This window comes from Streptomyces sp. NPDC020489 (genome assembly GCF_044386545.1).
Classification (GTDB): Bacteria; Actinomycetota; Actinomycetes; order Streptomycetales; family Streptomycetaceae; genus Streptomyces.
Map to the genome: position 1 here is coordinate 47376 of NZ_JBIRUZ010000019.1, position 23890 is coordinate 71265.

A 23890-nucleotide genomic window follows, 5' to 3' on the forward strand; every position below is an offset into this window, starting at 1 on the left:
CAAGGCGGTTGACATGAGAGACGGGGAGCGAGCAGTCACCCCCGCACCCGCCCCGGCGGACGACGGACGGGCTCCCGCGACACCGCCCCTCGTCGAGGCGACGGGCATAGTCAAACGATTCGGTCCGACCGTGGCCCTCAACGGCGCCCGCATCACCATCCGGCCGGGCGAGACCCATGCACTCGTCGGCCGCAACGGAGCCGGCAAGTCGACCCTGGTCTCCGTCCTGACGGGCCTGCACGACCCCGACGAGGGAACGGTCACCTTCGGCGGCGAGCCGGCCCCCCGGCTCAGCGACCGCGACGCCTGGCGGCAGCGCGTGGCCTGCGTCTACCAGAAGTCGACGATCATCCCCACGCTGACCGTCGCCGAGAACCTCTTCCTGAACCGCCACCACCACGGCCGGGGCCGGCTGATCAGCTGGACCGGCGTACGCCGCCGGGCCCAGGAACTCCTTTCGACCTGGTCGGTGGACGTCGACCCGCAGTCCCCGGCCGCCGAACTCAGCGTCGAGCAGCGGCAGTTCGTCGAGATCGCCCGGGCGCTGTCCTTCGGGGCCCGGTTCATCATCCTCGACGAGCCCACCGCGCAGCTCGACGCGGCCGCGATCAACCGGCTCTTCGACCGCATCCGCGACCTGCAACGCCAGGGCGTGACCTTCCTGTTCATCAGTCACCACCTCCAGGAGGTCTACGAGATCTGCGACATGGTGACGGTGTTCCGCGACGCCCGGCACATCGTCACCGCCCCCGTCGCGGACCTGCCCCGCACCGAGCTGGTCGCCGCCATGACCGGCGAGGCGGCGGCCGACCGGCAGCAGGTGCGCTCGAGCACCCTCGACCCCGCCGCGGCCCCCGCGCTGTCCGTGCGGGATCTGGGCAGGGACGGCACCTACGAAGACGTCACCCTCCAGGTGGGCGCCGGTGAGATCGTCGGCCTCGCCGGTGCCGCCGCCAGCGGACGCACCGAGGTCGCCGAGACCGTCGTAGGGCTGTGGGCGGCCGCCACCGGCGAGGTGGAGATCGCCGGGCGGCGGCCCCGCCCGGGCAGCGTGCCCGCCGCGCTCGCCGCCGGCGCCGGGTTCGTCCCCCAGGACCGGCACCACCAGGGCTTCGTCCCCGACATGTCGATCGCCGACAACGCCACCCTGTCCGTGCCCCACCGGCTCGGCAGGAACGGCCTGCTCAGCCGTGACCGACGCGACCGGCTCGCCGACAACATGATCGAGAAGCTGGCGATCAAGACGCCGGGCCCCGAACTGCCCGTCTCCGCCCTGTCTGGAGGCAACCAGCAGAAGGTCGTCATGGCCCGCGCCCTGGCCGACGACCCGCGGCTGCTGGTCCTGATCAACCCGACCGCGGGCGTGGACGTGCGCTCCAAGGAATTCCTCCTCGGCAAGGTCGAGGAGACCGCCCGGACCGGCACCGGAGTGCTCATCGCCTCCGACGAACTCGACGACCTGCGTATGTGCGACCGGGTCCTGGTGATGTTCCAGGGCCGGGTCACGACAGAGATGGCCCGCGGCTGGCACGACCACGACCTCGTGGCCGCGATGGAAGGAGTGGACCTCAATGCCTGAAACCGTCCTCGCGGACACAGCCGCCAAGGCCGCGCAACCGAAGCAGAGGCGCACCGCGCTGCTCGGCGGCCGGATCCCCCTGGCCCGGCTGCGCGACCTCGCCCTCGTCCCCGCGATCGTGGTCATCGCGATCGTCGGTCAGATCGTCAACCCGGTCTTCCTGCAGACGGACAACCTCATCAACGTCCTGCAGACGATGTCCGAGATGGCCCTGCTCGTCCTCGCCCAGACGATGATCCTGATCGTCAAGAAGATGGACCTGTCGCTGGAGTCCACCATGGGCCTGGCGCCCGGTGTCGCGGCCTGGCTGGTCGTCCCCGCCGGCGCCGGACACGGACTGGGCCTGCTCTCCGGCGCCTGGGCGATCCCCGTCACCCTGGCCGTGGGCGTGCTCGTCGGCGTGATCAACTCACTGCTGATCATCCGTTTCGGCCTCAACGGCTTCATCGTCACCCTCGGCATGCTGATCGTGCTGCGCGGCATCCTCACCGGAATCTCCGGCGGCCAGACGTTCTTCCAACTGCCGCAGTCGATGCTCTACTTCGGCACCGCGCAGTGGCTCGGGATGCCCGCCTCCATCTGGATCTGCCTGACTCTGTTCGCCGTCGCCATCGTGGTACTCGGCTGGACCAGCTTCGGCCGCTCGCTGTACGCCATCGGCGGCAACGTCGACGCGGCGAAGGCGGCCGGCATCCGCACCGACCGGGTGCTGTGGATCGTCCTCGTCAGCGGCAGCCTGCTCGCCGCACTCGCCGGACTGCTGCTCTCCGGCCGGCTGGCCTCCGTCGCCTCCGCGCAGGGCAACGGCTACATCTTCACCGTGTTCGCCGCCGCCGTCATCGGCGGGATCAGCCTCAACGGCGGCAAGGGCACCATGTTCGGCGCGTTCTGCGGCATCCTGCTGCTCTTCATGATCCAGAACGTGCTCACCCTCGGCGGCGTCCCCGCCCAGTGGATCGGCGCCCTCAACGGTCTGATCATCCTGGTCGCCCTCGCCATCTCCCGCATCACCGGCGGCAAGGTCCAGGACTGACGCGGGCGGCCGTCGCAGGCCGCCCGCCCCGCGCCGCGTTCACCGCTCGTCGCAAGGGCCCGATTCCCCCTTGCCCTCACAGGAGTTGCCGCCATGTCCTCCACCCTGCCCGCATCCGCCCGCATCACCGCCCTGGACGTCCTGGACGTGCGGTTCCCCACCTCCGAACACCTCGACGGCTCGGACGCCATGAACCCCGAGCCCGACTACTCCGCCGCCTACGTCGTCCTGCGCACCGACGCCGCCGACGCCCTGGAGGGCCACGCCCTCGCCTTCACCACCGGCCGCGGCAACGACGTCCAGGCCGCCGCCATCGCTGCCCTCGCCCCGCACGTGGTCGGACGCTCGGTCGAAGAGGTCTGCGCCGACCTCGGGGCCTTCTCCCGCTCCCTCGTGCACGATCCCCAACTGCGCTGGCTGGGCCCGGAGAAGGGCGCCATCCACATGGCCACCGGCGCGGTCGTCAACGCCGCCTGGGACCTGGCCGCCAAGCGCGCGGGCCGACCCGTGTGGCGCTTCCTCGGTGAGATGTCGCCCGAGGACCTGGTCGCACAGGTCGACTTCCGCTGGCTGTCCGACGCCCTCACCCCCGAGGAGGCGCTTCAGATCCTGCGCCGTGCCGAACCGGGCCGCGAGGAGCGGATCGCTCGTCTGCTGGAGCGCGGCTACCCCGCCTACACCACCACGCCCGGCTGGCTCGGCTACTCCGACGAGAAGCTCGCCCGGCTGGCCCGAGAGGCCGTCGCCGACGGCTTCACCCAGATCAAGCTGAAGGTCGGCGCGGACCTGGAGGACGACGTACGGCGCATGCGCACCGCCCGTGAGACGGTCGGGCCGGACATCCGCATCGCCGTCGACGCCAACCAGAGATGGGACGTCCAGCCGGCCATCGACTGGATGCGCGCCCTCGCCCCCTACGACCCGTACTGGATCGAGGAGCCCACCTCACCGGACGACATCCTCGGCCACGCCGCCGTCCGCAAGGCGCTCAGCCCGATCAAGGTCGCCACCGGTGAGCACATCGCCAACCGGGTCGTCTTCAAGCAGCTCCTGCAGGCCGGCTCGGTGGACATCGTGCAGATCGACTCCGCCCGGGTCGGCGGCGTCAACGAGAACATCGCGATCCTGCTGCTCGCCGCGAAGTTCGGCGTGCCGGTCTGCCCGCACGCCGGGGGAGTGGGTCTGTGCGAGATGGTGCAGCACCTGTCGATGTTCGACTACGTCGCCGTCTCCGGCACCACCGAGGACCGCGTCATCGAGTACGTCGACCACCTGCACGAGCACTTCGTCGACCCGGTCCGCATGGCCGACGGCCACTACCTCGCGCCCGCCCTGCCGGGGCTGAGCGCACAGATGCACCCCGCCTCCCTCAAGGAGTACACCTACCCCGACGGCCCCGTCTGGACGGCCCGTGTCTGACGCCCAGGTCCTCGTCGACGCCCACCACCACGTGTGGGACCTGGACATCCGGCCGCAGTCCTGGCTCGACGAGCCCGGACACGAGCCCCTGCGCCGCAGCTTCGGCGCCGACGACCTCCGCGCTGCCGCGACCAGGCCGATCGCGGGTCGGGGGCTGGAGTGCACGGTGCTCGTCCAGTGCGTGGCGTCGGTCGAGGAGACCCGCGAGTTCCTCGCCCTCGCCGACGGCGACCCACTCGTCGGCGCGGTCGTCGGCTGGGCGGACCTCACGTCCCCGGCGATCGGCGACACCCTCGACGCCCTGCGCGCCGGGCCCGGCGGTACATACCTGCGGGCCGTACGCCACCTCGTCCAGGGCGAGTCCGACGCCACCTGGCTCCAACGGCCCTCGGTGGAGCGGGGACTGCGGGCGGTGGCCGAACGCGGCCTCGGGTACGACCTGCTCATCCGCGACCACCAGTTCCCCCAGGCGATCCGCCTGGCCGAACGCCTCCCCGACCTTCCCCTGGTCCTCGACCACGCCGGCAAACCCCCCATCGCCCGACGTGACCTGGCCGACTGGGAGCGGGGCCTGCGACAGCTGGCCGCGCACCCCCACGTGCGGTGCAAGGTGTCGGGACTGATCACCGAGGCCGACCACGAGACGTGGACCGTCGACGACATCCGGCCGGTGTGGGAGGTCCTCTTGGCGGCCTTCGGCCCCAACCGGCTGATGTTCGGCTCGGACTGGCCCGTCTGCGTCCTCGCCGGGGGCTGGAACCGCTGGGCCGCCACCGCCGAGGAACTCCTCGCCGGCTGCTCCGCCGCCGAGACCGAGGCGGTCCTCGCCGCCACCGCCACCACGTTCTACGGCCTCGACCCCGCTGCAAGGAAGGAGCGCACCGCATGCTGATGACCGAACTCCTGCACCCGGGCATCCTCGAATCCCTGGCGGGCGCCGGGCACGGTGCCCGGGTCCTGCTCGCGGACGGCCACTATCCGGCGAGCACCGCCACCGGCCCGCGCGCCAGGACCGTCCACCTCAACCTGGCGCCGGGGCTGCTGGACGTCACCACCGTGCTCGACGTCCTGCTGCGGGCCCTGCCCGTCGAGTCGGCACACGTGATGGTGCCGCCCGAGGGCGAGCCGGAGCCGCCCGCCATCGCCGAGTACCGCTCGATGCTGGCACCCGTCGAAGTCGAGACGCTCGGCCGCTTCGCGTTCTACGACGCGGCCCGCTCGCCCGACCTGGCCCTCGCCGTCGTCACCGCAGACATCCGCACCTACGCCAACCTGCTGCTCACGATCGGCGTCCGCGCCGAAGGGACCCTGAGATGACACTCGCCGTCCGCTACCTCGCCGCCCGCACCCTTGACACCGCGCCCGCCGAGAACCTGCCCCCCGGCCCCGGCCAGGTGGAGATCGCCCCCGCCTACGTCGGTATCTGCGGCACCGATCTGCACATCTTCCACGGCGACATGGACGCCCGGGTCACCGCGCCCGCCGTGCTGGGGCACGAGATGTCCGGCCGTGTCATACGTGTGGGTCAGGGTGTGGAGGGTTGGTCGCCCGGTGACGCGGTCACCGTGATGCCGTTGCGCTGGGACGACACCTGCCCGGCCTGCCGCGCCGGCCATCAACACATCTGCCAGCACCTCGACTTCATAGGTATCGACTCGCCGGGCGCGATGCAGCAGCGCTGGACCGTGCCCGCCACGACCCTCGTACGGCTGCCCGGCTCCCTGCCGCTCGACCACGCGGCCCTCGTGGAGCCCACCGCGGTCGCGGTGCACGACGTCGGCCGGGCCCAGGTCCGCGCGGGCGAGAAGGCCGTCGTGGTCGGCGGCGGTCCCGTCGGCGTCCTCATCGCCCTGGTCGCCCGCGCCGCCGGAGCGGAGGTCCGGGTCGTGGAGCTGAGCCCTCACCGGCGGCGGCTCGCCGAGAAGTTGGGGCTGACGACCTGGGACCCGGCCGCCGACGACCTGCCCGAGCTGGTCCGTGAGTGGACCGGCGACGCCGGTGCGGACGTGGCCTTCGAGGTCTCCGGCGCGCAGGGCGGGGTGGAGACGGCGGTCGACGTGCTGGGGGTGCGCGGGCGGCTGTGCCTCGTGGCCATCCACCCCCGGCCCCGAGAGGTGAACCTGCACCGCTTCTTCTGGCGCGAACTCGCCCTCGTGGGCGCCCGGTTGTACGACCGCACCGACTTCGAGCGAGCGGTGACCCTGGTGGCCGACGGCACCGTTCCGGCCGAGCAGCTGATCAGCAAGGTCGTCCCCATGGCACAGGCGCCCGACGCGTTCGAGGCCCTGGAGGGCGGCGGCGACGTGATGAAGATCCTCGTGGACTGCACCGACAACTCGCAGGGAGCCGACCAGTGAACGCCTTCGACCTGACCGGCAGGCTCGCCGTCGTCACCGGCGCCCGACGCGGCATCGGCCGTGCCATGGCCCGCGCCCTCGCCGAGGCCGGCGCGGACGTCATCGGCGTCAGCGCCCAACTGGAGGACACCGGCAGCGACGTGGAGAAGGACGTCCTGGCCGCGGACCGCACCTTCGAGGCGATCCGCACCGACTTCGCCGACCCCGAAGCCGTCCGCGCCCTGGGCGCCGACCTGGCGGGACGGGAGCGCCCGGTGGACATCCTGGTCAACAACGCGGGCACCATCCGCCGCGCCCCGGCCGCCGAACACACCGACGAGGAATGGGAGTTGGTGCTCCAGGTCAACCTCAACGCGCAGTTCGCCCTGTCCCGCGCGGTGGGCGCGGCGATGGTGGCCCGCGGCCACGGAAAGATCGTCTTCACGGCGTCGCTGCTCAGCTTCCAGGGCGGCATCACCGTCCCCGGCTACACCGCCGCCAAGCACGGCATCGCCGGACTGACCAAGGCCCTGGCCAACGAGTGGGCCCCGCACGGCGTCAACGTCAACGCCATCGCCCCCGGCTACATCGCCACCGACAACACCCAGGCCCTCCAGGACGATCCCGTCCGCAGCAAGGCCATCCTGGACCGCATCCCGGCCGCCCGCTGGGGCAGCGCCGACGACCTCGCGGGCGCCACCGTGTTCCTCGCCTCGGACGCCGCCGCCTACGTCCACGGCGTCGTCCTGCCCGTCGACGGCGGATGGCTCGGCCGATGAGCGACACCGACCTGGCCGCCGTGCTGGACGGCGCCAGCGTGTTGCCGGTGCTGACCGTGCCCTCCGCCGTGACCGCCGGCCCGCTGGCCGACGCGCTCGCGGCGGGCGGCGCCCGGTGCGCCGAGGTCACCTTCCGCACCCCCGACGCCGAGCAGGCGCTCAAGACGATGGCCGCCCACGGAGGGCTCACCGTCGGCGCCGGTACGGTCCTCACACCCGAGCAGGTGGACCGTGCCGTGGCGGCCGGATCCCGCTTCGTCGTCTCGCCCGGCTTCGACGAGGAAGTCGTCGCCAGGTGCCGTGAGCTGGGCGTGCCCGTGGTGCCCGGCATCGCCACCGCGACCGAGCTGATGCGCGCCCTGCGGTCCGGCCTCGACACCGTCAAGCTCTTCCCCGCCGAACCCCTCGGCGGCATCCCGATACTGCGCGCCCTCGCGGCCCCCTTCCCCCAGGCACGGTTCGTGCCCACAGGCGGCATCGACGCTGCACGCCTGCCCGCTTACCTCGCCGTCCCGGCGGTCCTCGCCGTCGGCGGCAGCTGGATGGCCACCCCCGCCCACCTGGAGCGCGGCGAGTACGACGAGATCCGCCGATTGACCGCCGAGGCCGTGCACGAGAGCGCGACGTGAACGACGTGGTGGCCCTCGGCGAGGTGATGCTCCGCTTCGACCCGGGCGAGGGCAGGATCCGCACCGCCCGCACCTTCCAGGTCTGGGAAGGCGGCGGCGAGTACAACGTCGTCCGCGGACTGCGGCGCTGCTTCGGCCTGCGCACGGCCGTCGTGACCGCCCTCGCCGACAACCAGGTGGGGCGGCTCGTCGAGGACCTGATCCTCCAGGGCGGCGTCGGCACCTCCCTCATCCGCTGGGTGCCCGACGACGGCATCGGCCGCACCGCCCGCAACGGCCTCAACTTCGTCGAACGCGGCTACGGCATCCGGGGCGCGGTGGGCGTCAGCGACCGCGCGAACACCGCCGTCTCCCAGCTGCGCAAGGGGGACGTCGACTGGGACGCCGTCTTCTCCCCGGGGCCGCGCTGGTTCCACACCGGCGGCGTCTTCGCCGGCCTGTCGGACACCACCGCGGACGTCGCGGACGAGGCCATGGCGGCCGCCCGACGGCACGGTGTCAGGGTCTCCTACGACCCCAACTACCGCCCCAGTCTCTGGACCGGCCGGGGCGGCGCCGAGGCCTCCCGAGAGGTCGACCTGCGGCTCGCCCGCCACGCCGACGTCGTGGTGGGCGCCCTGGGCCTGGCAGGGCCGTACCCGGGCGCGGTACGCGTCGCGGCGGACGAGGTGCCCGACGCCCTCGCCGAAGTCGCCGCGCTGCTGCCCCAGGCCGAGGTGCTCGCGACCACCCTGCGGGACGTACCCTCGGCCGGCGTCAACGACTGGTCCTCGGCAGCCTGGTCACCCCGCACCGGCTTCGTCAGCGGCCCGGAACTGCCCGGCCTGCACGTCCTGGACCGCATCGGCTCGGGCGACGCCTTCGCGGCCGGTCTGATCTACGCACTGCTGATGCTCGGCGGTGACGCGGCCGGACCGGCGGGTCGTGCCGCGCGTGTGGCGGGCCTCGACGGCGCCGGGCCGGGTCGTGCCGCGCGTGTGGCGGGCCTTGGCGCCGCTGGACTGGGCCGTGCCGCACCCCTGGCCGACCTCGACACCGCCGGACTGAGCCGAGCCCTGGCCTACGGCACCGCGCACGGCGCCCTCACGATGACCACCCCCGGCGACGTGTCCATGGCCTCGCTCGCCGAGGTCGAGGCACTCATGGCAGGCGGCTCGGCCGCCGTCAGAAGGTGACGGCCCCATGAGCGCTCACGCCGTCGCCGCTTCCAAGGAGCACAGTTGACACCGCACAACATCGGGCGCCGGAAGGTCGCGAGCACCCCGGTCGAGCTCACCGAACTCGGCTTCGGAGCCTCCGTCATCGGCAACCTCTACAAAGTCACCCCGGCCCACGACGCGCAGGCCGCACTCGAGGCGGCCTGGGACGCGGGCATCCGGTACTTCGACACCGCACCGCACTACGGGCTCGGCCTCTCCGAGCGCCGCCTTGGGGCAGCGCTGGCGGGCCGGCCACGTGACACGTATGTCGTCTCCTCCAAGGTCGGCCGCCTGCTCGTGCCCAACGAACACCCGCGCGGCACCGACACCGAGGGCTTCGTGGTGCGCGACGACCTGCGCCGGCAGTGGGACTTCAGCCGGGACGGAGTGCTCCGCTCCATCGAGGACACGCTGGAGCGCACCGGCCTGGACCGCCTGGACGTCGTCTACCTGCACGACCCCGACGACCACTGGAGGCAGGCGGCGGAAGAGGCCATGCCGGCCCTGGCCGAGCTCCGGGACCAGGGAGTCATCGGCGCGATCGGCGCCGGAATGAACCAGTCGGCCATGCTCGCCCGCTTCCTGCGCGAGACCACGGCCGACGTGGTGATGCTGGCCGGCCGGTACACCCTCCTCGACCAGTCGGCACTGGACGACGTCCTACCCGCCGCCGAGGAACTCGGCAAGAGCGTGGTGGCCGTCGGCGTGTTCAACTCGGGACTGCTCTCCCGCGACCATCCCACCGAGGGCATGACGTACGACTACCAGCAGGCCCCGCCGGAACTACTCGACCGCGCCCGGGCGATCGCCGGCGTCTGCGCGGCCCACGGCACCACCCTGCCCGCCGCCGCGATCGCCTTCCCCTACACCCACCGCAGTATCATCAACGTCACCCTCGGTATGCGAGACCCGCAGCAGGTCGTACGGAACGTAGAACTCCACCGCCAGTACGTCCCCGACGATCTCTGGGACGATCTCCGCGCCCGGGAACTCATCAGGTCGGACGTGCCCGCGGCTCACGGGACTGGAAGGAGCGCGCGGTGTCTCTGACGGACAAGGCCATCGAGCAGATCCGGGAACTGATCCGCAGCGGAGCGCTGCCGCCGGGCTCGAAGCTCCCGCCGGAACCGGAGCTGGCCGCCCAGCTCGGCCTCTCCCGCAACCTCGCCCGGGAGGCCGTGAAGGCGCTGGCCGTCGCCCGGGTCCTGGATGTCCGGCGGGGCGACGGCACCTACGTGACCAGCCTGCAGCCGAGCCTGCTGCTGGAAGGGCTCGGCGGTGCGGTGGAACTGCTGCAGGGCGATTCCGCCGCGTTGCAGGACCTCATCGAGGTACGACGGCTCCTGGAACCGGTCGCCACCGCACTGGCCGCCACCCGGATCTCCGACGAGCAACTGGCCGAGGTCGAGCAACACCTGAACGCCATGCGCGAAGCCCAGAACGACGTGGAACGGCTCAACGCTCACGACGCCGCGTTCCACCGCGCCGTCATCTCCGCCACCGGCAACGAAACGCTCCTCACGCTCCTGGAAAGCATCTCCGGGCGCACCCTGCGCGCCCGCATCTGGCGCGGCCTGGTCGACACCCAGGCCTCCAGCCGGACCCTCGCCGAACACGAGGCGATCTTCCAGGCCCTGTCCGTCCGCGACACCTCCCTCAGCCAGGCCGCCGCACTGCTGCACGTCAGCAACACCGAACTGTGGCTCAAGAACCACCTGCGCTCGGGAGTGGCCCTTCCGTGGGGCGTCACTACAGGGCGCTGACCGGCGGCCCTTCCCGGACGCGCTTCCGTCCGGCAGGAGCCGCCTTGCACAGCCACCGACGGCATCAGGAACCTCTGCGCCAGCTGCCGGGGGCATGCCGGATCAGGTCTGTGCCGAGAGCGCGGGGCTGAACGGATGATGGGCGTCTCTGGATTCAGTCTGGCGAGCCCGCGGCCTGCGCACACCTGGGACTCGACGCCTGGCTCGAGTTCCGGGGCCCGTTCCGCTACGGCGCCGCGGTCCGGGACGTCGGATATGACAACCGTGGTGTGTTTGTCTACGCCTCACTGGAAGAGGGCCGCTGCCCGCACCATGACAACGAGTTCTGTCCCAACATCGAGCTTCTGCTCTGCGGTTCGAAGCAGCACGTGAGGGATCATCGCGGGCATCCCCCCACCAGGATGGGCTCCGGATCGGACTGGCTGCATGACATGGCGGCCGACCTGGTCCAACGAGAGACAGCCGGGGACACGACACCCCCGGAGACATGGGCCTCCACCAGGTTGAGCGACCAAGAATTCGCGGCCAGGTCTGCCTTCGCCATGATTTCGCACTTCTACCCGACGCCTGGGTACCTGCGCGGGCACGCCCGCGTGCTGTGCAACTTCCCGCCGGAGCGGCTGCGGCACCGAATGATCGTGGCCACCCCCTTGTACGTGGAGTCTGGCGTCCAACCGGTTCCGCCCCTACCTCACGCCGGGGACGCTGAACCCCGCCGGCGCTGGTGGCGCCTGCCACGCCGACGCTCCGCCCGCGGACAGGGTTCTGCCTGAGACGCGCACCTGCTGACCGTGTGCACTGTGGCAGGTCCTCATGAGCACATCCGCCGCCGGTGTGTGAATCGGGTCCCCCAAGGTGCCAGGCCTGGCAAGATGGTGTCATGTTGATTCGAAAGGGCGATGCCGCGTAGGCGTCCCAAGGCCGTCCGGGCAGAGCGGTGGCGGCCGCAATGGCAATGTCCGGTCCTGAGGGTCCGCGGTGTTTCCGCACGAACTCGTGTAGCGATCCGCCGGGTCGAGGACCAGAAGATGTGGCCCAACGCGGTCGCGAACGCACTCTCTCGCTTCGAGTGGGCCTTCAAGCAACCAGGCCGATACCTGAACGCCTCCGCGGCCTGTTCGCCTGGGATCGAGGTGGAAGACGCTCGTGACGACCTGGAGCGGGCGATGCTGCACCTTCCTCCCGGAGCCAAACGGGACTTGGGGCGACTGATCACGCGTATCGATGAGGAATTCGAGCGCCGCACCTTGCCCGAGCCCCACTCCATCGAGTGGGCAGCGGACGGCTGGTGGTGGACCAGGACGCGTGAACGCTGACGGACGCTGGACGGGCCTGGTGAAAGGGGGTCCGTCACATGGGGAGGGAGAACAGACGCACTGGCTCGGGAGGCCAGCGTGCGTCGTCGTGCAGGGGCGTCACCATGGTCTGCAGCGGCATGGTCACCAGGCGGTTCTCGGGTTGCTCGACAAGCACCTCCTGGTCGAGGGGGTGCCATCCGAGGCGCTGGTACAGCGGCACGAGGGGAGGTCGGCAGAACAGGAGCGCGTGCTGAGGACCCATCGTGCGAGCGTGGTCAAGTGCCGCCGTAACCACGCGCCGGGCCAACCCCTGGCCCTGCATGTCGGGTGCGACGGCCACTCCACCGACGCCTACGACCTCTGTCTCGACATCACCGATCGCGACAGGTAGCCGTAGGAGGCCGGCGTGTGCCACAAGCCGGTCGCCGTGTCTGATGCCGAAGTGTTCCTTCTTGGGCAACCAGGTCAGACCGGCTGCGGCAACACCGAAGGGATCATCACTGTGACCGAGGATCTCGTTCTGGTCCGCCTTCGTGTAATGAGGAAGCCGCACTACAGCCGCTGCTACAGATGATCGCTTGTCAGACATCCCCACAGGATGATCTCTCTTTCGCCGACAGGCCAAGTGACTAATCAGCCGAGCACCGGGAGAGGGACTGGTGAGCGCCCTGTCCGCTGTCACGCGGCCCTGCGCGGCCGATACGCGCGCGTCCAGCCACCGTCCCACTCCGGACACCCACCCCGGGTCGATGTCCTCCAGCGCGCCAGGCGGGCCTCTGACTCCGAGCTCCGCGGGGAGGGAGCGTCGTGAAGACCGGTTCTCGTCGGGGACCCGGCCTCTACGCTGGGTTATTCGGCGTTGTGCGGGGGTTGCGGGGGCGTGATGGGTGTGGGTGCGGGGGTGCCTGACGGCTCGTCGGATCGGCGGTGGTTCATCAGTCATGCGGGGGCGGATCGGGCGTGGGCGGAGTGGGTGGGCTGGCAGCTGCTCGACGCTGGGTATGAGATCGAGCTGGACTACTGGGACTGGGGTGCGGGCGACAACTTCGTGCTGAAGATGAACGCGGCTCTGGAGCGGGGTCGGTTCTTGGCGTTGTTCTCTCCGGCGTATTTCCAGCCGGAGCGGTTCACCACTCCGGAGTGGACTGCCATGGTCGCCCGCAAGGAGAAGATCACCCCGGTCCGTATCGCGGAAGCCATCCCGCCGGCGATCCTGAGTTTCCTCCTGGCCCCGGACCTGTTCGGGCTGGACGAGCACACCGCGAGTGAGGCGTTGTTGCGGGCGGTGGAGGGCCCGTCCCGGCCTCAGCAGGCGCCGCCGCGGCCGCCGGGGATGCTGGCCCTGGTAAGCGGCAGCGGACCACGCTTGCCGGGGAGCCTGCCACGCGTGTGGAACCTGCCGGCCCCGAACGCGGCGTTCACCGGCCGCGACAGTCTCCTGGTTCACCTGCGGGAGAAGCTGGCATCCGGTCAGCGGGTGGCCGTCCATGCCCTCCATGGCCGTGGAGGAGTAGGCAAGACGCAGCTGGCGATCGAGTACGCGCACCGCTTCGCCGGCGAGTACGAGCTGGCGTGGTGGATCGCGGCGGAAGACCCCGCCCTCATCCCCGACCAGCTTGCCGCGCTCGCCCTCCACACAGGCGCCGTGCCAGCGGGAACGTCGTCCACCGACGCGGTGTCCGCGCTCCTCGCCGAACTGCGGACGCGCTCACGCTGGCTGCTGGTGTTCGACAACGCCGAAGACCCGGGTGCGCTCGCCCAGTTCCTGCCCGGCAGTACCACCGGGCATGTGCTGATCACCTCCCGCAACCCGCACTGGAACAGTTACGCCGTTCCTCTCGACGTGGACACGCTCTCCCGCACGGAGTCGGTGGCGTTGCTGCGCGCCCAGGGCGCGATCCTCACCGACGTGGACGCCGACCACATCGCCACGACTCTGGATGACCTTCCCCTCGCGCTGGCGCAGGCGGCCGCGCTGCTGACCCGGGGATTGTCGGCGGCGGATCTGAGGGAGGAGCTGGCGGCGAACCTGGTTCAGGTGATGGGACAGGCCCATCCGCCCGGTTATCCGACCGCGCTGGCTGCGCAGGTCCGTCTCACCCGGGCCCGCTTGGACCCGGACCATCCCGGGGCGGCTGTGGTGGTGGATGCGCTGGCATTGCTGGCCCCGGAGCCCTTCCCTCTCACCAACTGCGCCGGCCATCTGCCCGACCGGGCCTCCACCCTTCTGAAGGAGACGGTGGGTTCGCGGCTGGCAGCAGTAGGCGCGGTGGAGGTGGTCGCCCGGCATGGCCTGGCCCGTGTCCAGGACGGCACTGTCCAGTTGCACCGCCTCACCCAGGACATGCTCAGGGGGCAGATGACCTGCCAGGAGCATGACCGGGCGATGGCGGATGCCGAAGTACTACTGACCGCGGCCTACCCGGGAGACTCCAGTGAACCGCGGTGGTGGCCGGCCTGGCAGGTGCTGCTTCCGCACGCCCTGGCCATCGACCCCGCCCGGCTCACCACCAGCGGGGGTCGGTTCGTATTAAGGGAGGCGTGCTGGTATCTGATGGACCGCGGGCAGGCCCGCCCAGCCCGAGACCGGCTGCAACCGCTCTATGACATGTGCGTGCAGCAACTGGGTCCCGACCACGACGACACCCTGTGGGCCGCCCACTACCTGGCTCGCGCGGAATCCGACACCCAGGGCCATGAACGCGCCCGCGCTCTGGGCGAAGACGCCCTCGCCCGTCGCCGACGCCTTTACGGCGACGATCACCCTGACACTCTGGCCAGCGCCAACAACTTTGCCGCCTGGTTGTGGGTGCTGGGACGGGACGAGGAAGCCCTCGCCCTGAGTGAGAAGACGCTGAAGACACGGCGCCGAGTGTGGGGGTTGGAGCATCCAGAAACGCTGCACACGGCGACCGGACTGGCCATCAGGTTGGCGGCCGTGGGGCGGGTGGAGGATGCGGTGGCGTTGGGGGAGGAGACGTTGGGGGTGCAGCGTCGGGTGCTGGGGTCGGAGCATCCGGACACGCTGCTCACAGCGTCCAACCTGGCCGTCGACCTAGCGGATGTGGGTCGGGTGCGCGAGGCGCGTGTGCTGGGTGAGGAGACGCTGGAGGCGCGGCGGCGGGTTTTGGGTGAGGATCATCCTGAGACCCGCCGTACTGCGGTGTGGCTGGAGCAGCTGGTCAAAGGTGAGTGAGGGCCGAGGTCGGCTGCCCGGCGATCCACACGGTCAGGTTTGCGACAGAAGTTATTCTGCCCAGGCAGAAAGCGCCGACCTGCGGTCACGGCCGTGCCGGCGCCCAGGACGCATACTGCGCATGCTGTGCGCACCAGGGGGCGGGGATGAATGGTCTGGAAGCCGGCGTGGTCGAACTCGGCGACGAATCGGCGGCTCTACGGCTGGAGGCGCACCGGACCGAGTTGCTCGGCTACTGCTACCGGATGCTGGGTTCGGTCTTCGACGCGGAAGACGCCGTGCAGGAGACCATGGTCCGGGCATGGCGCGGCCTCGACCGGTTCGAGGAACGGTCGTCACTACGGTCGTGGATCTACCGCATCGCCACCAACGTCTGCCTGGACACACTCGCCGCCGGCAAGCGCCGAGCTCGCCCGATGGACCTCTCCGCCCCCACCAGCGGCGCTGTCTCACCGGGCCCTCCACCGGACACCAGCCTGTGGATCGAACCGTGCCCGGCCGCACTGACCCATACGTCGGACGACCCCGCAGAGGCAGCCGAAGCAGGGGAATCCGTACGCCTGGCATTCATCGGAGCACTTCAGCACCTGCCGTCCAGGCAGCGCGCGACTCTCCTCCTACGCGAGGTACTGGGCTTCTCGGCACGCGAAGTCGCAGACCTGCACGGCTGCACCGTCGCCGCGGCCAACAGCGCCCTCCAGCGCGCCCGCGCCACGCTGGCTGCCCGGCGCGAGATGGCTGGCGACGCGGCGGTACCGTCGCCCGACGCCGTTCAGCGGGCACTGGCGAAGCGGTATGCCGCGGCCTTCTCCAGCTTCGACATGGAGGAGCTGAACATGCTGCTGCACGTGGACGCCACCATGTCCCTGCCGCCCTACGCCCTGTGGATGCGAGGCGTCACCGACATCCAGGCATGGCTGACCGGACCCGCCGTCGGCTGCCGGGGATCCCGGTTGGTCCCCACTGTGGCAAATGGCTCGCCGGCCTTCGGCCAGTACCGGCCCAGCGTCACCGGAGCGGGATTCGAGCCCTGGGCCCTTCAGGTCGTCGACATCTCCGGGGACCGGATCCGCGACATCCATGTCTTCCGGGACACCGAGCGCCTGTTCCCGCTCTTCAACCTGCCTCAACACATCGGCGAGCAGGAGGTATGACGCGGCGCCCCCTCACCGACCGATGACTCCGTCCGCGCCCCTCGGCCATACCGGCAACGAAACCGAGGCAACGGGCAGACAAGATGCCTGGTGAAGACGCAGCTGAAGCGGATGCAGTACCAGCCCGGCCTCACCGAGGGCTTCACGGCTGAGACCCGACTCGACCTCCAACCGCCGTAACCCCAGCCGTCAAGATCTCTAGTCGCTATGGGCCATCCGCAGCGTCACCGTGCTGCCGCGCCGCAACCTGGTTCCGGCCCCGGGCTCCTGGCTCCACACTTCTACCCGCGCTCCCTGAGCGCCAGTGAAGCGGGGCACGAGGTCAGCGTCGCGGATCGCGTTGCCAGCCGCGTTGCGGGCAAGCCCCGTGACATCGGGGACGGTTGTCTCTTCCAGCGTCGTGTAGATGCGTATGGGCGTGCGCGCCGACAGCCCGCCGAACCACTCGACGCCCTCGCGCAGCATGCGCCACTGGAAGTGAGTGACGCCCGTGCCGGCGGGCGCGGTCACCCGGAACGGGAAGGTGATGTGCTCGCCGGGAGCGACAGAGCGGGGCAGCTCGACGCGGGTCAGACCCCAGGTCTGGTTGTCCTGCGGACTCTGCGAGCCCAGCCGGTGGGAGCTGGCCGTCGTCCAGGTCTCTGTGCCGACATTGCACATCGTCACGGACACGTTGTAGCCCTCGCCGCGCACCATGGTGGTAGGCACCTTCTGCGAGATGAACAGCGCGTCACATGCCCGGAAGTCGGAAGCGAACCAGAGGTCGTTGGTGTCGCGGTCGGCGAAGCCGGTGACCTCCTGCTGCCCCATGGTCCAGTCCGGATGCGAGTGGCCCTGGTGAGAGTGGAGGGCGTGCTCGGTCGGCACGTGGATCAGACGGATCTGTCGGCCCGCCTGCCAGGTCCCGCCGCCCTCGATCTCCACCCGCCAGGTGTCGTTGCCGTCACCCTGCCCGCCCTCACCGAAGCATGTGACCTCTTGCTGCCCGGTGACAGGGGAAGGGATACCACCGTGGCTATGCAGGTTCCTTCGGGTGGCCACGTGCTCCAGGCGTACCAGATCACCGTGGGAGACCTGCTGGCCGATGCGGTAGTCCGGCGGTGTTCCGTCAGGGCCCTTGATGATCCAAAGGTCGTTGTCGTCGGCCCCGCCGTAGCAGGTGACCTGTTGCCGCCCCGACGACCCTGGATGACCGTACGCGTAGGGGTGAGAGTGGAGGTTGGACCAGGTCACGGCGTGCCGTACGCGCAGCGTGGAGCCGTAGCGCACGCTCACGCCCGCAGCCTCCACCAGCACATCCGGAGTGAACTCGCCGAACCACTCGACACCGTCTTGCACCATCCGCCACTGGTGGTGGGTGGGCAATTGCGGCGCGGTCACACGCAAGGCGAAGGTCGCCTCGCCCCAGGTCGGCACCCGGTGCGGTACGTCGACCCGGCCGAGGCCCCAGACTGTGTTGTCCTGGGGGTTCTGGGATCCCAGACGGTAGTTCTGACCTTGCGTCCAGCTCTGGATCCCGGTGTTGCGCATGGTGACCGCGATGTCGTATCCCTGGCCGGGGACCATCGCGGTGGGCAAGGACTGGGACACGAAGGCGGCGTCCCGCACCGCGAACGGGCTCCGGATGCCCTCTACGGTCCACATCTCGGCGTCGATACCCACGGCGCCGTAGCGGATGCGGAAGAAGCCGTCCTCGCCCCAGTCCTCGCCCCAGCTGTTCTTGCAGATCCAGTAGCCGCCTTCGTCGTCGTAGCCCACGACACAGACACAGTGCCCGCCGACCTCTTCCCCCCACACGTGTCAGTACACACCCTCCGCATAGGCGAAGAAGTCCTCGTAGACCGTGAAGCAGGCGATCAGCGGTCCCGTGCTGCTCAGCCAGATCTTCATGGAGGCCGCGGTGACATAGCGGCGCCAGTTCTCAATGTAGGTGAGCCGGGACTGGGAACTGTCGCACTGCCCGGCACAGTTCTGGTCGCCGGCCGTGTACGGATAGCAGTGCTCGTCCACGACGCCGGAGTTCTTCACGGCCTCGAGCGCACGGTCCACCCACCAGCCATTGCCACATGTGCGGCCCTCGCGTCGTGCGTGGCAGTAAAAGAGGTGCGCCTCGGAATAGTCGATCTCCAGATCCGGGTTCTTCAGGGCCACTCGGTACGTGCCCTCGGCGGCGGCAAGGGTCCCGAAGGCCACGCACGAACCGCAGTTGTCTTGATCGCGAACGGGCGTGACGTAGTTCTGGCCGTCCACGTTCCGTAGGTCATATGTGCCAGGCATACCCAGGGCGGCCGAGGACTCTATGGCAGGGCCCTGCTGATTGCGGAGGGCCGCCGCTTCACGTTCGGCGAGCGACGGGTCATTGGGGCCGGGTACGAAGCCGAGGCGGAGGCGCTGTTCCTCGGCCGACAGTCGCGTCAGCCGGTTGGTGCTGGCCCGCCAGTCGGCGTTGACGCGGGTGATGGCCTGCTGGATTTCTTCCAGTTGCTGCGGTTCTGATTCCATTCTGTCCCCCATGAAACCGGATGAGCCACCATCGAGAAGGGCTACTTTTCTCCGCACTATCCATATCGACCAGGCTTTGCGCGAGAATGACCGGAAAGTGGGCCCATGTTCCGCACTGGTCCGTGCCGGTGGGCCTATCTGGAGCGAGGGAGGGTGCTGTGCCGCAGGTGACTTGCACCGAGGCGGACAACGGCCGTGAAATCCACGTAGGTGTGGGGGATTTGGTGGCAGTGAAGCTGCGGGAGAATCCCACGACCGGCCATCTGTGGCTCATCACCTCGGAAGCCTCGGACGTCTTGGTCGCTCAAGGGGCGCAATCCTCGCCGGGTGAAGGTGCCGCGCCCGGCGCAGCCGGTGCGCGGACGTTCACTTTCCAGGCGCAGGTCCCCGGCGTCGGGCTCCTGGAGCTTCACCTGCGCCGGCCGTGGCAGGCCGACGCTCCGCCCCTCGCGTCCTTCTCGCTTGTCGTGCAGGCCTGTTGAGTATGCCCAGCCGACCGACGGGGTTACGGCCGCAGGGGGCGCTGCAGCCTGGACCGTGGTCCCGCCAAGGGCCGACACAAGGGCTTCGCCGGGATCGACTACGCCCGGCTGCTGGACGCCGCACACCAAGAGCTTGGCGGGTCGATCATGCTCGTGTGGACGCTCTCGCTGGTGATGGCGAGGGTAGGCCGCGCAGCGGCGTGCGAGAACCTTGAGGGGGACGGTGCGGCAGTCCTGCGCGCCCGACTGCGCGCAGGTTGAAGAACCAGCTGAGACCGTGTGTCTGTCTGGCCTGTCTCAACAGCCGCTGACGTGGTTCTGTCAGGTGCTGGGGGAGGCTGCGACCTCCCGGCAGTCGGTGCTGGGCACTGGGCGCATCGTGCCCAGCTCGGCGACCCCACTGACGCCCCGCCACATCCCGTCTGTGTCACTCATCCTCCGCCGGCGCACTCACGGCCCCCGTGACCACGACGCCGTTCGGCGATTCTCGAAGTGCCGGGGGCTCCCGCCCTCTGTCGGGACATTCCGTACGGCCCGGCAGAGGCCTGTCCGTCCAGCCGGCACCGGGCACCCCGCCATGGCCGCGTCGATGCGGGGAAACCGTAGGGGCATGAAAATGATGCCCCCGCGGCACCTCGTGCCTCCGACGTTGTTGCTGCTGCTGGCGCTGCCGTTCGCGGGCTCCTGCGGCGGTGGTGGCAGTGACGCGTCCCGAGCCGACAACGCCCTGCGTGCGGCGGCGTCCGGGGGAGAAGTGTTGATCAGTACCGACAACGGACTGCGGCTGCGCCCGGCCGACGGTGACCAGATCGGCGTGGACGATCGGATCGACGGGCGCTGGTCCCACCACGGCGACCGCTGGACTCTGGATCTGGACTGCGCCGACCACGACGACGACGGCTGTCCACGGATGCCGTACGTCGAGATCCCAGACGGTGCGAAGGTCACTGTCGCCGCCCGCAATGCCGGCGTCGACGTGGTGGACGTCGCCGCCGCGCTGGACATCACGACCGTCAACGGCGATGTGACGGTGAACCACTCCGGTCAGGACCACGATCCGTTGCGGCTGTCCACCCGCAACGGGTCGGTGCGCGCGGCCTCGATCGAGGCCGGCCGGCTGCACGCGAGCACCGTCAACGGTGACGTCGTGATGCAGTGCGCTGCCGCACCCGCGAGTGTGACGGCGAGGACGGTCAACGGCTCGGTCGACATCACCGTCCCCCACGATGCCCCGGCCTATCGCGTCATCATGAGTACCGACAACGGGCGCACCACGACCGATGCCCACGCTCAGGATGCCGACCGAAAACGCCTGATGACCTTGACCACGGTCAACGGTGACGTCACGGCCCGCCGGGACTGAGGCGTGACGAGCTGTCAGTTTCACGTGAAACGCCCTGACGTGGTGTTTTAAACTGACTGTCGCCCGTTTTCCGCGACTCAGGGACCTGTGAGGGACACGCGAACCATGTCCACCGAAACGTTTGAGTTTCAGGTAGAGGCCCGTCAGCTCCTCCAGCTGATGATCCATTCGGTCTACTCGAACAAGGACGTCTTCTTGCGGGAGCTCGTCTCCAACGCCTCGGACGCGCTCGACAAGCTGCGCTTGGCCGCCCTGCGCGACGACGCTCTCGACGTGGACCTGTCCGACCTGCACATCCAGATCGATGTGGACCCCAAGGCCCGTACGCTCACCGTGCGGGACAACGGCATCGGGATGTCGTACGACGAGGTCGGCACGCTGATCGGCACCATTGCCAACTCCGGTACGGCCGCCCTTCTCAAGGAACTGGAGGAGGCCCAGGACGACGGCGCCGAGGGGCTGATCGGCAGGTTCGGCATCGGGTTCTACGCCGGATTCATGGTGGCTGACGAGATGACGTTGGTGACCCGGCGCCTCGGCGAGAACAGCGGCACGCGCTGGTCCTCCCGCGGCGAGGGCACCTACTCGCTGGAGAAGGTGGAGGAAGCGCCCCAGGGCACGTCCGTGACGCTCCACCTCAAGCCCGCCGACCCCGAGAACCAGCTGCACGACTACACCTCCACCTGGAAGATCAGGGAGATCGTCAAGCGGTACTCGGACTTCATCACCTGGCCGATCCGCCTCGTCCCCCCGGCCGGCGACGGCGAGGAGACGGCCGAGCCGGAGACGCTGAACTCTCGCAAGGCCCTGTGGGCACGCTCGCGTGAGGAGGTCTCGGCGGACGAGTACCACGAGCTGTACAAGCACGTGAGCCACGACTGGCGTGACCCTCTGGAGACGATCCGGCTCCAGGCCGAGGGCACGTTCGAGTACCAGTCGCTGCTGTTCCTCCCGGCCCACGCCCCGCACGACCTGTTCACCCGGGACTTCCGGCGCGGTCTCCAGCTCTACGTCCGACGCGTGCTGATCATGGACGACTGCGAGGCGCTGCTGCCGCCGTACCTGCGCTTCGTCAAGGGCGTCGTCGACGCGCAGGACCTGTCGCTCAACGTCTCGCGGGAGATCCTCCAGCAGGACCGCCATATCAGGATGATCCAGCGACGGCTGACCAAGAAGGTCCTGTCGTCGGTCAAGGAGATGAAGGCCCGCGACCCTGAGAAGTACGCCACGTTCTGGCGTGAGTTCGGCGCCGTGCTGAAGGAGGGACTGCTCGGCGACCCGGACAACCGCGATGCCATCCTCGCGGTCGCGTCCTTCGTCAGCACCCATGAGTCGGACGAGCCGACGACGCTCCAGCAGTACGTGGAGCGGATGAAGGACGGCCAGGAGCACATCTACTACCTGACAGGCGAGTCCCGGCAGAGCATCGAGAACTCCCCGCACATGGAGGTGTTCAAGGCCCGAGGCGTCGAGGTCCTGCTGCTGACCGACCCCGTCGACGAGGTGTGGGTCGACGCCGTGGGCGAGTTCGAGGGCAAGCAACTGCGATCCGTCGCCAAGGGCGAGATCGACCTCGACATCCAGGGCGGCGACCAGGAGGACAGTGGGCGGGACGAGCAGGACGAGAGCTACGCCGGCCTGCTGGAGTGGATGAAGGAGCAACTGGGGGAGGATGTCAAGGACGTCCGGCTGTCGACCCGCCTGACCGTGTCACCGGCGTGTGTCGTCTCCGACGCCCATGACCTCACCCCGGCGCTGGAGAACATGTACCGGGCGATGGGCCAGGAGGTGCCGGTCACCAAGCGGATTCTCGAACTCAACCCCGCTCACGCGCTCGTCCGCGGCCTGCGGCAGGCCTACGCGGAGCAGGAGGACCGGGCGGAACTCGCCGAGACCGCCCAACTCCTGCACGGACTTGCCGTCCTCGCCGAAGGCGGACAGCCCAAGGAGCCCGCGCAGTTCGTGAAGCTGGTGGCGGAACGACTGGAACGCACGCTCCGCTGACCCGGGAAGCCGTCGACGCGGCACGGCGGTTGTATTCCCGGCCGCCGGTTGAGGAGCCACCGTTGTGGAGGAGCCATGGGGCTCCTCCACATGCCCGGCGTTGCCGCACCGGGTGTCATTCGGTGCGGTGGACTGAGAGGTCGGCGTCGGGAATGCCGACCGGGGCGGTGAATCGAAGGCGAGAGTAGTCATCTGGCGTGTCCGGTTCAGGTGGCTCGGGTGGTGGCGGAAGGAGCTCCTCATGCGCGCCGCACCACACGGCCCGTCGTCCGGCTGAAAGTCGACGGCCGGCCGGTACCACATGGTCTCGGGACGCTGTGGAGGCGATGGACGCGATGGACGCGGACGCGACCGGGCCGTGATTCCCGGCGAACCGATCGCGGGGCAACGTCGCCGCGAACCGGATCGCCGTCGCGCTAGGCACCCCGAACCCGACCGGGCGGCCCGGCGCCTGGACCACGTGACCAGCAAGATCCCGCCGTACAGCTCCGGCTACCGACGATCCTGACGTTACGAGGATCAGGCCGCGCGGCCCTGCAGGAACACTTGCGCCGTCTCCGTCACCCGGCGGCCCAGGTGCTCGGCGGTCTTGACGTCGGCCTTGTGAACGCCGTCCGGGCCCTCGTCGACGTTGGTCTGAGCGGCGGCGCCGGCGAAGACGCCGAGACGGTTGAGGTCGTGCTCGGAGCCCTCGCTGTTGTTCCAGCCGGGGTGCAGACCGAGGTTGACCCAGTGCATGCCGTGCTGCGCGGCGAGGATCTGGAAGAACTGCAAGGTGTGCAGCTTGTCGCCGCTCTTGGAACCGGAGTTGGTGAAGCCAGCTGCCAGCTTGTCCTTCCAGTCCTGCCCGAACCAGCGCTTTGAGGACGCCTCGGCGAAGACGTGGAAAGCGCCGGAAGCGGTGCCCATGTAGGTCGGCGAGCCGAAGACGACGGCGTCCGAGCGGTCCAGCAGCGCCCACTGCTCGTCGGTGATCTCGTCGACCTTGATCAGATGCACCTCGGCGCCCGCCTCGGCGGCACCGTCCCGGACGGCTTCAGCGAGGACGGCGGTGTGTCCGTAGCCGGAGTGGTAGGCGATGGAAACAACGGGGGTGGTCACAGTGCGTACTCCTGGGACGAAGGGAAGAGCGAGCCCCTGAGACGGGCAGCTCG

The 23890-nt window shown here is 69.7% G+C and carries 20 protein-coding genes and 1 pseudogene; 17 read left to right on the top strand and 4 right to left on the bottom strand.

The window, feature by feature from the left end:
* Positions 1–13 precede the first annotated feature (13 nt).
* From ACH41F_RS36855 to ACH41F_RS36910, 12 genes are all read left to right on the top strand, one after another.
* Positions 14–1579, top strand: coding sequence for a sugar ABC transporter ATP-binding protein (locus tag ACH41F_RS36855; protein ID WP_398839460.1), 1566 nt, complete (start codon positions 14–16; stop codon positions 1577–1579).
* The gene (locus tag ACH41F_RS36860) at positions 1572–2612 is read left to right on the top strand and encodes an ABC transporter permease (RefSeq protein WP_391231367.1); all 1041 of its coding nucleotides are present in this window, start codon (positions 1572–1574) and stop codon (positions 2610–2612) included. The genes ACH41F_RS36855 and ACH41F_RS36860 overlap by 8 nt, the downstream gene beginning before the upstream one ends.
* Before the next feature lie 93 nt (positions 2613–2705).
* Positions 2706–4031, top strand: a complete 1326-nt coding sequence (locus ACH41F_RS36865; RefSeq protein WP_398839461.1) for an L-fuconate dehydratase — start codon at positions 2706–2708, stop codon at positions 4029–4031.
* Positions 4024–4923 (top strand): amidohydrolase family protein, encoded by a 900-nt coding sequence (locus ACH41F_RS36870; protein ID WP_391231371.1) that lies wholly within the window; start codon positions 4024–4026, stop codon positions 4921–4923. The genes ACH41F_RS36865 and ACH41F_RS36870 overlap by 8 nt, the downstream gene beginning before the upstream one ends.
* Positions 4917–5348 carry an RbsD/FucU domain-containing protein gene (locus ACH41F_RS36875; RefSeq protein ID WP_391231372.1) on the top strand — a complete coding sequence of 144 codons (432 nt, stop codon included), beginning with the start codon at positions 4917–4919 and terminating at the stop codon, positions 5346–5348. Before ACH41F_RS36870 ends, ACH41F_RS36875 begins: the two co-directional genes overlap by 7 nt.
* Entirely contained in the window at positions 5345–6388 is a 1044-nt protein-coding gene (locus tag ACH41F_RS36880) for a zinc-binding dehydrogenase (RefSeq protein WP_398839462.1), read from the top strand. The genes ACH41F_RS36875 and ACH41F_RS36880 overlap by 4 nt, the downstream gene beginning before the upstream one ends.
* Positions 6385–7146 carry an SDR family oxidoreductase gene (locus ACH41F_RS36885; protein WP_398839463.1) on the top strand — a complete coding sequence of 254 codons (762 nt, stop codon included), beginning with the start codon at positions 6385–6387 and terminating at the stop codon, positions 7144–7146. The genes ACH41F_RS36880 and ACH41F_RS36885 overlap by 4 nt, the downstream gene beginning before the upstream one ends.
* A complete protein-coding gene (locus ACH41F_RS36890; RefSeq protein ID WP_398839464.1) occupies positions 7143–7775 on the top strand; it encodes a bifunctional 4-hydroxy-2-oxoglutarate aldolase/2-dehydro-3-deoxy-phosphogluconate aldolase in 633 nt (210 codons plus the stop codon). The genes ACH41F_RS36885 and ACH41F_RS36890 overlap by 4 nt, the downstream gene beginning before the upstream one ends.
* Positions 7772–8950, top strand: coding sequence for a PfkB family carbohydrate kinase (locus tag ACH41F_RS36895; protein ID WP_398839465.1), 1179 nt, complete (start codon positions 7772–7774; stop codon positions 8948–8950). The genes ACH41F_RS36890 and ACH41F_RS36895 overlap by 4 nt, the downstream gene beginning before the upstream one ends.
* Before the next feature lie 45 nt (positions 8951–8995).
* A complete protein-coding gene (locus ACH41F_RS36900; RefSeq protein ID WP_398839466.1) occupies positions 8996–10024 on the top strand; it encodes an aldo/keto reductase in 1029 nt (342 codons plus the stop codon).
* Positions 10015–10737 (top strand): FadR/GntR family transcriptional regulator, encoded by a 723-nt coding sequence (locus tag ACH41F_RS36905; protein WP_398839467.1) that lies wholly within the window; start codon positions 10015–10017, stop codon positions 10735–10737. The genes ACH41F_RS36900 and ACH41F_RS36905 overlap by 10 nt, the downstream gene beginning before the upstream one ends.
* A 185-nt stretch (positions 10738–10922) precedes the next feature.
* A complete protein-coding gene (locus tag ACH41F_RS36910) occupies positions 10923–11510 on the top strand; it encodes an SAVMC3_10250 family protein (RefSeq protein ID WP_398839524.1) in 588 nt (195 codons plus the stop codon).
* 577 nt (positions 11511–12087) lie between these two features.
* Here the strand turns inward: ACH41F_RS36910 and ACH41F_RS36915 are convergent.
* Positions 12088–12624 (bottom strand): GNAT family N-acetyltransferase, encoded by a 537-nt coding sequence (locus ACH41F_RS36915; RefSeq protein ID WP_391231387.1) that lies wholly within the window; start codon positions 12622–12624, stop codon positions 12088–12090.
* A gap of 294 nt (positions 12625–12918) precedes the next feature.
* On the opposite strand from ACH41F_RS36915, the gene fxsT reads away from it, so the two are divergent.
* Both fxsT and ACH41F_RS36925 read left to right on the top strand, forming a co-directional pair.
* Positions 12919–15231 (top strand): FxSxx-COOH system tetratricopeptide repeat protein, encoded by a 2313-nt coding sequence (gene fxsT, locus ACH41F_RS36920; protein WP_398839525.1) that lies wholly within the window; start codon positions 12919–12921, stop codon positions 15229–15231.
* Positions 15232–15377: 146 nt separating this feature from the next.
* Positions 15378–16385, top strand: coding sequence for a sigma-70 family RNA polymerase sigma factor (locus ACH41F_RS36925; protein WP_398839468.1), 1008 nt, complete (start codon positions 15378–15380; stop codon positions 16383–16385).
* A 198-nt stretch (positions 16386–16583) separates the two neighbouring features.
* Here ACH41F_RS36925 and ACH41F_RS36930 read toward each other — a convergent pair whose 3' ends face one another.
* Positions 16584–18029, bottom strand: a complete 1446-nt coding sequence (locus ACH41F_RS36930; protein ID WP_398839526.1) for an MIR domain-containing protein — start codon at positions 18027–18029, stop codon at positions 16584–16586.
* A 21-nt stretch (positions 18030–18050) separates the two neighbouring features.
* Positions 18051–18899 (bottom strand): annotated as a pseudogene (locus tag ACH41F_RS36935) (C1 family peptidase); the annotation flags it as partial.
* Between the two features lie 146 nt (positions 18900–19045).
* Here ACH41F_RS36935 and ACH41F_RS36940 point away from each other — a divergent pair.
* The 3 genes from ACH41F_RS36940 to htpG all read left to right on the top strand — a co-directional run bounded on the left by ACH41F_RS36940 (position 19046) and on the right by htpG (position 22736).
* Complete coding sequence (locus ACH41F_RS36940; RefSeq protein ID WP_398839469.1) at positions 19046–19369, top strand: protease inhibitor I42 family protein; 324 nt, start codon at positions 19046–19048, stop codon at positions 19367–19369.
* A 610-nt stretch (positions 19370–19979) separates the two neighbouring features.
* Positions 19980–20732, top strand: coding sequence for a DUF4097 family beta strand repeat-containing protein (locus ACH41F_RS36945; RefSeq protein WP_398839470.1), 753 nt, complete (start codon positions 19980–19982; stop codon positions 20730–20732).
* Between the two features lie 105 nt (positions 20733–20837).
* Complete coding sequence (htpG, locus tag ACH41F_RS36950) at positions 20838–22736, top strand: molecular chaperone HtpG (protein WP_398839471.1); 1899 nt, start codon at positions 20838–20840, stop codon at positions 22734–22736.
* A gap of 519 nt (positions 22737–23255) precedes the next feature.
* On the opposite strand, the gene ACH41F_RS36955 is transcribed toward htpG, so the two are convergent.
* Positions 23256–23837: an NAD(P)H-dependent oxidoreductase gene (locus tag ACH41F_RS36955; protein WP_391231395.1), complete on the bottom strand. Its 582-nt coding sequence runs from the start codon at positions 23835–23837 to the stop codon at positions 23256–23258.
* Positions 23838–23890: the final 53 nt, after the last annotated feature.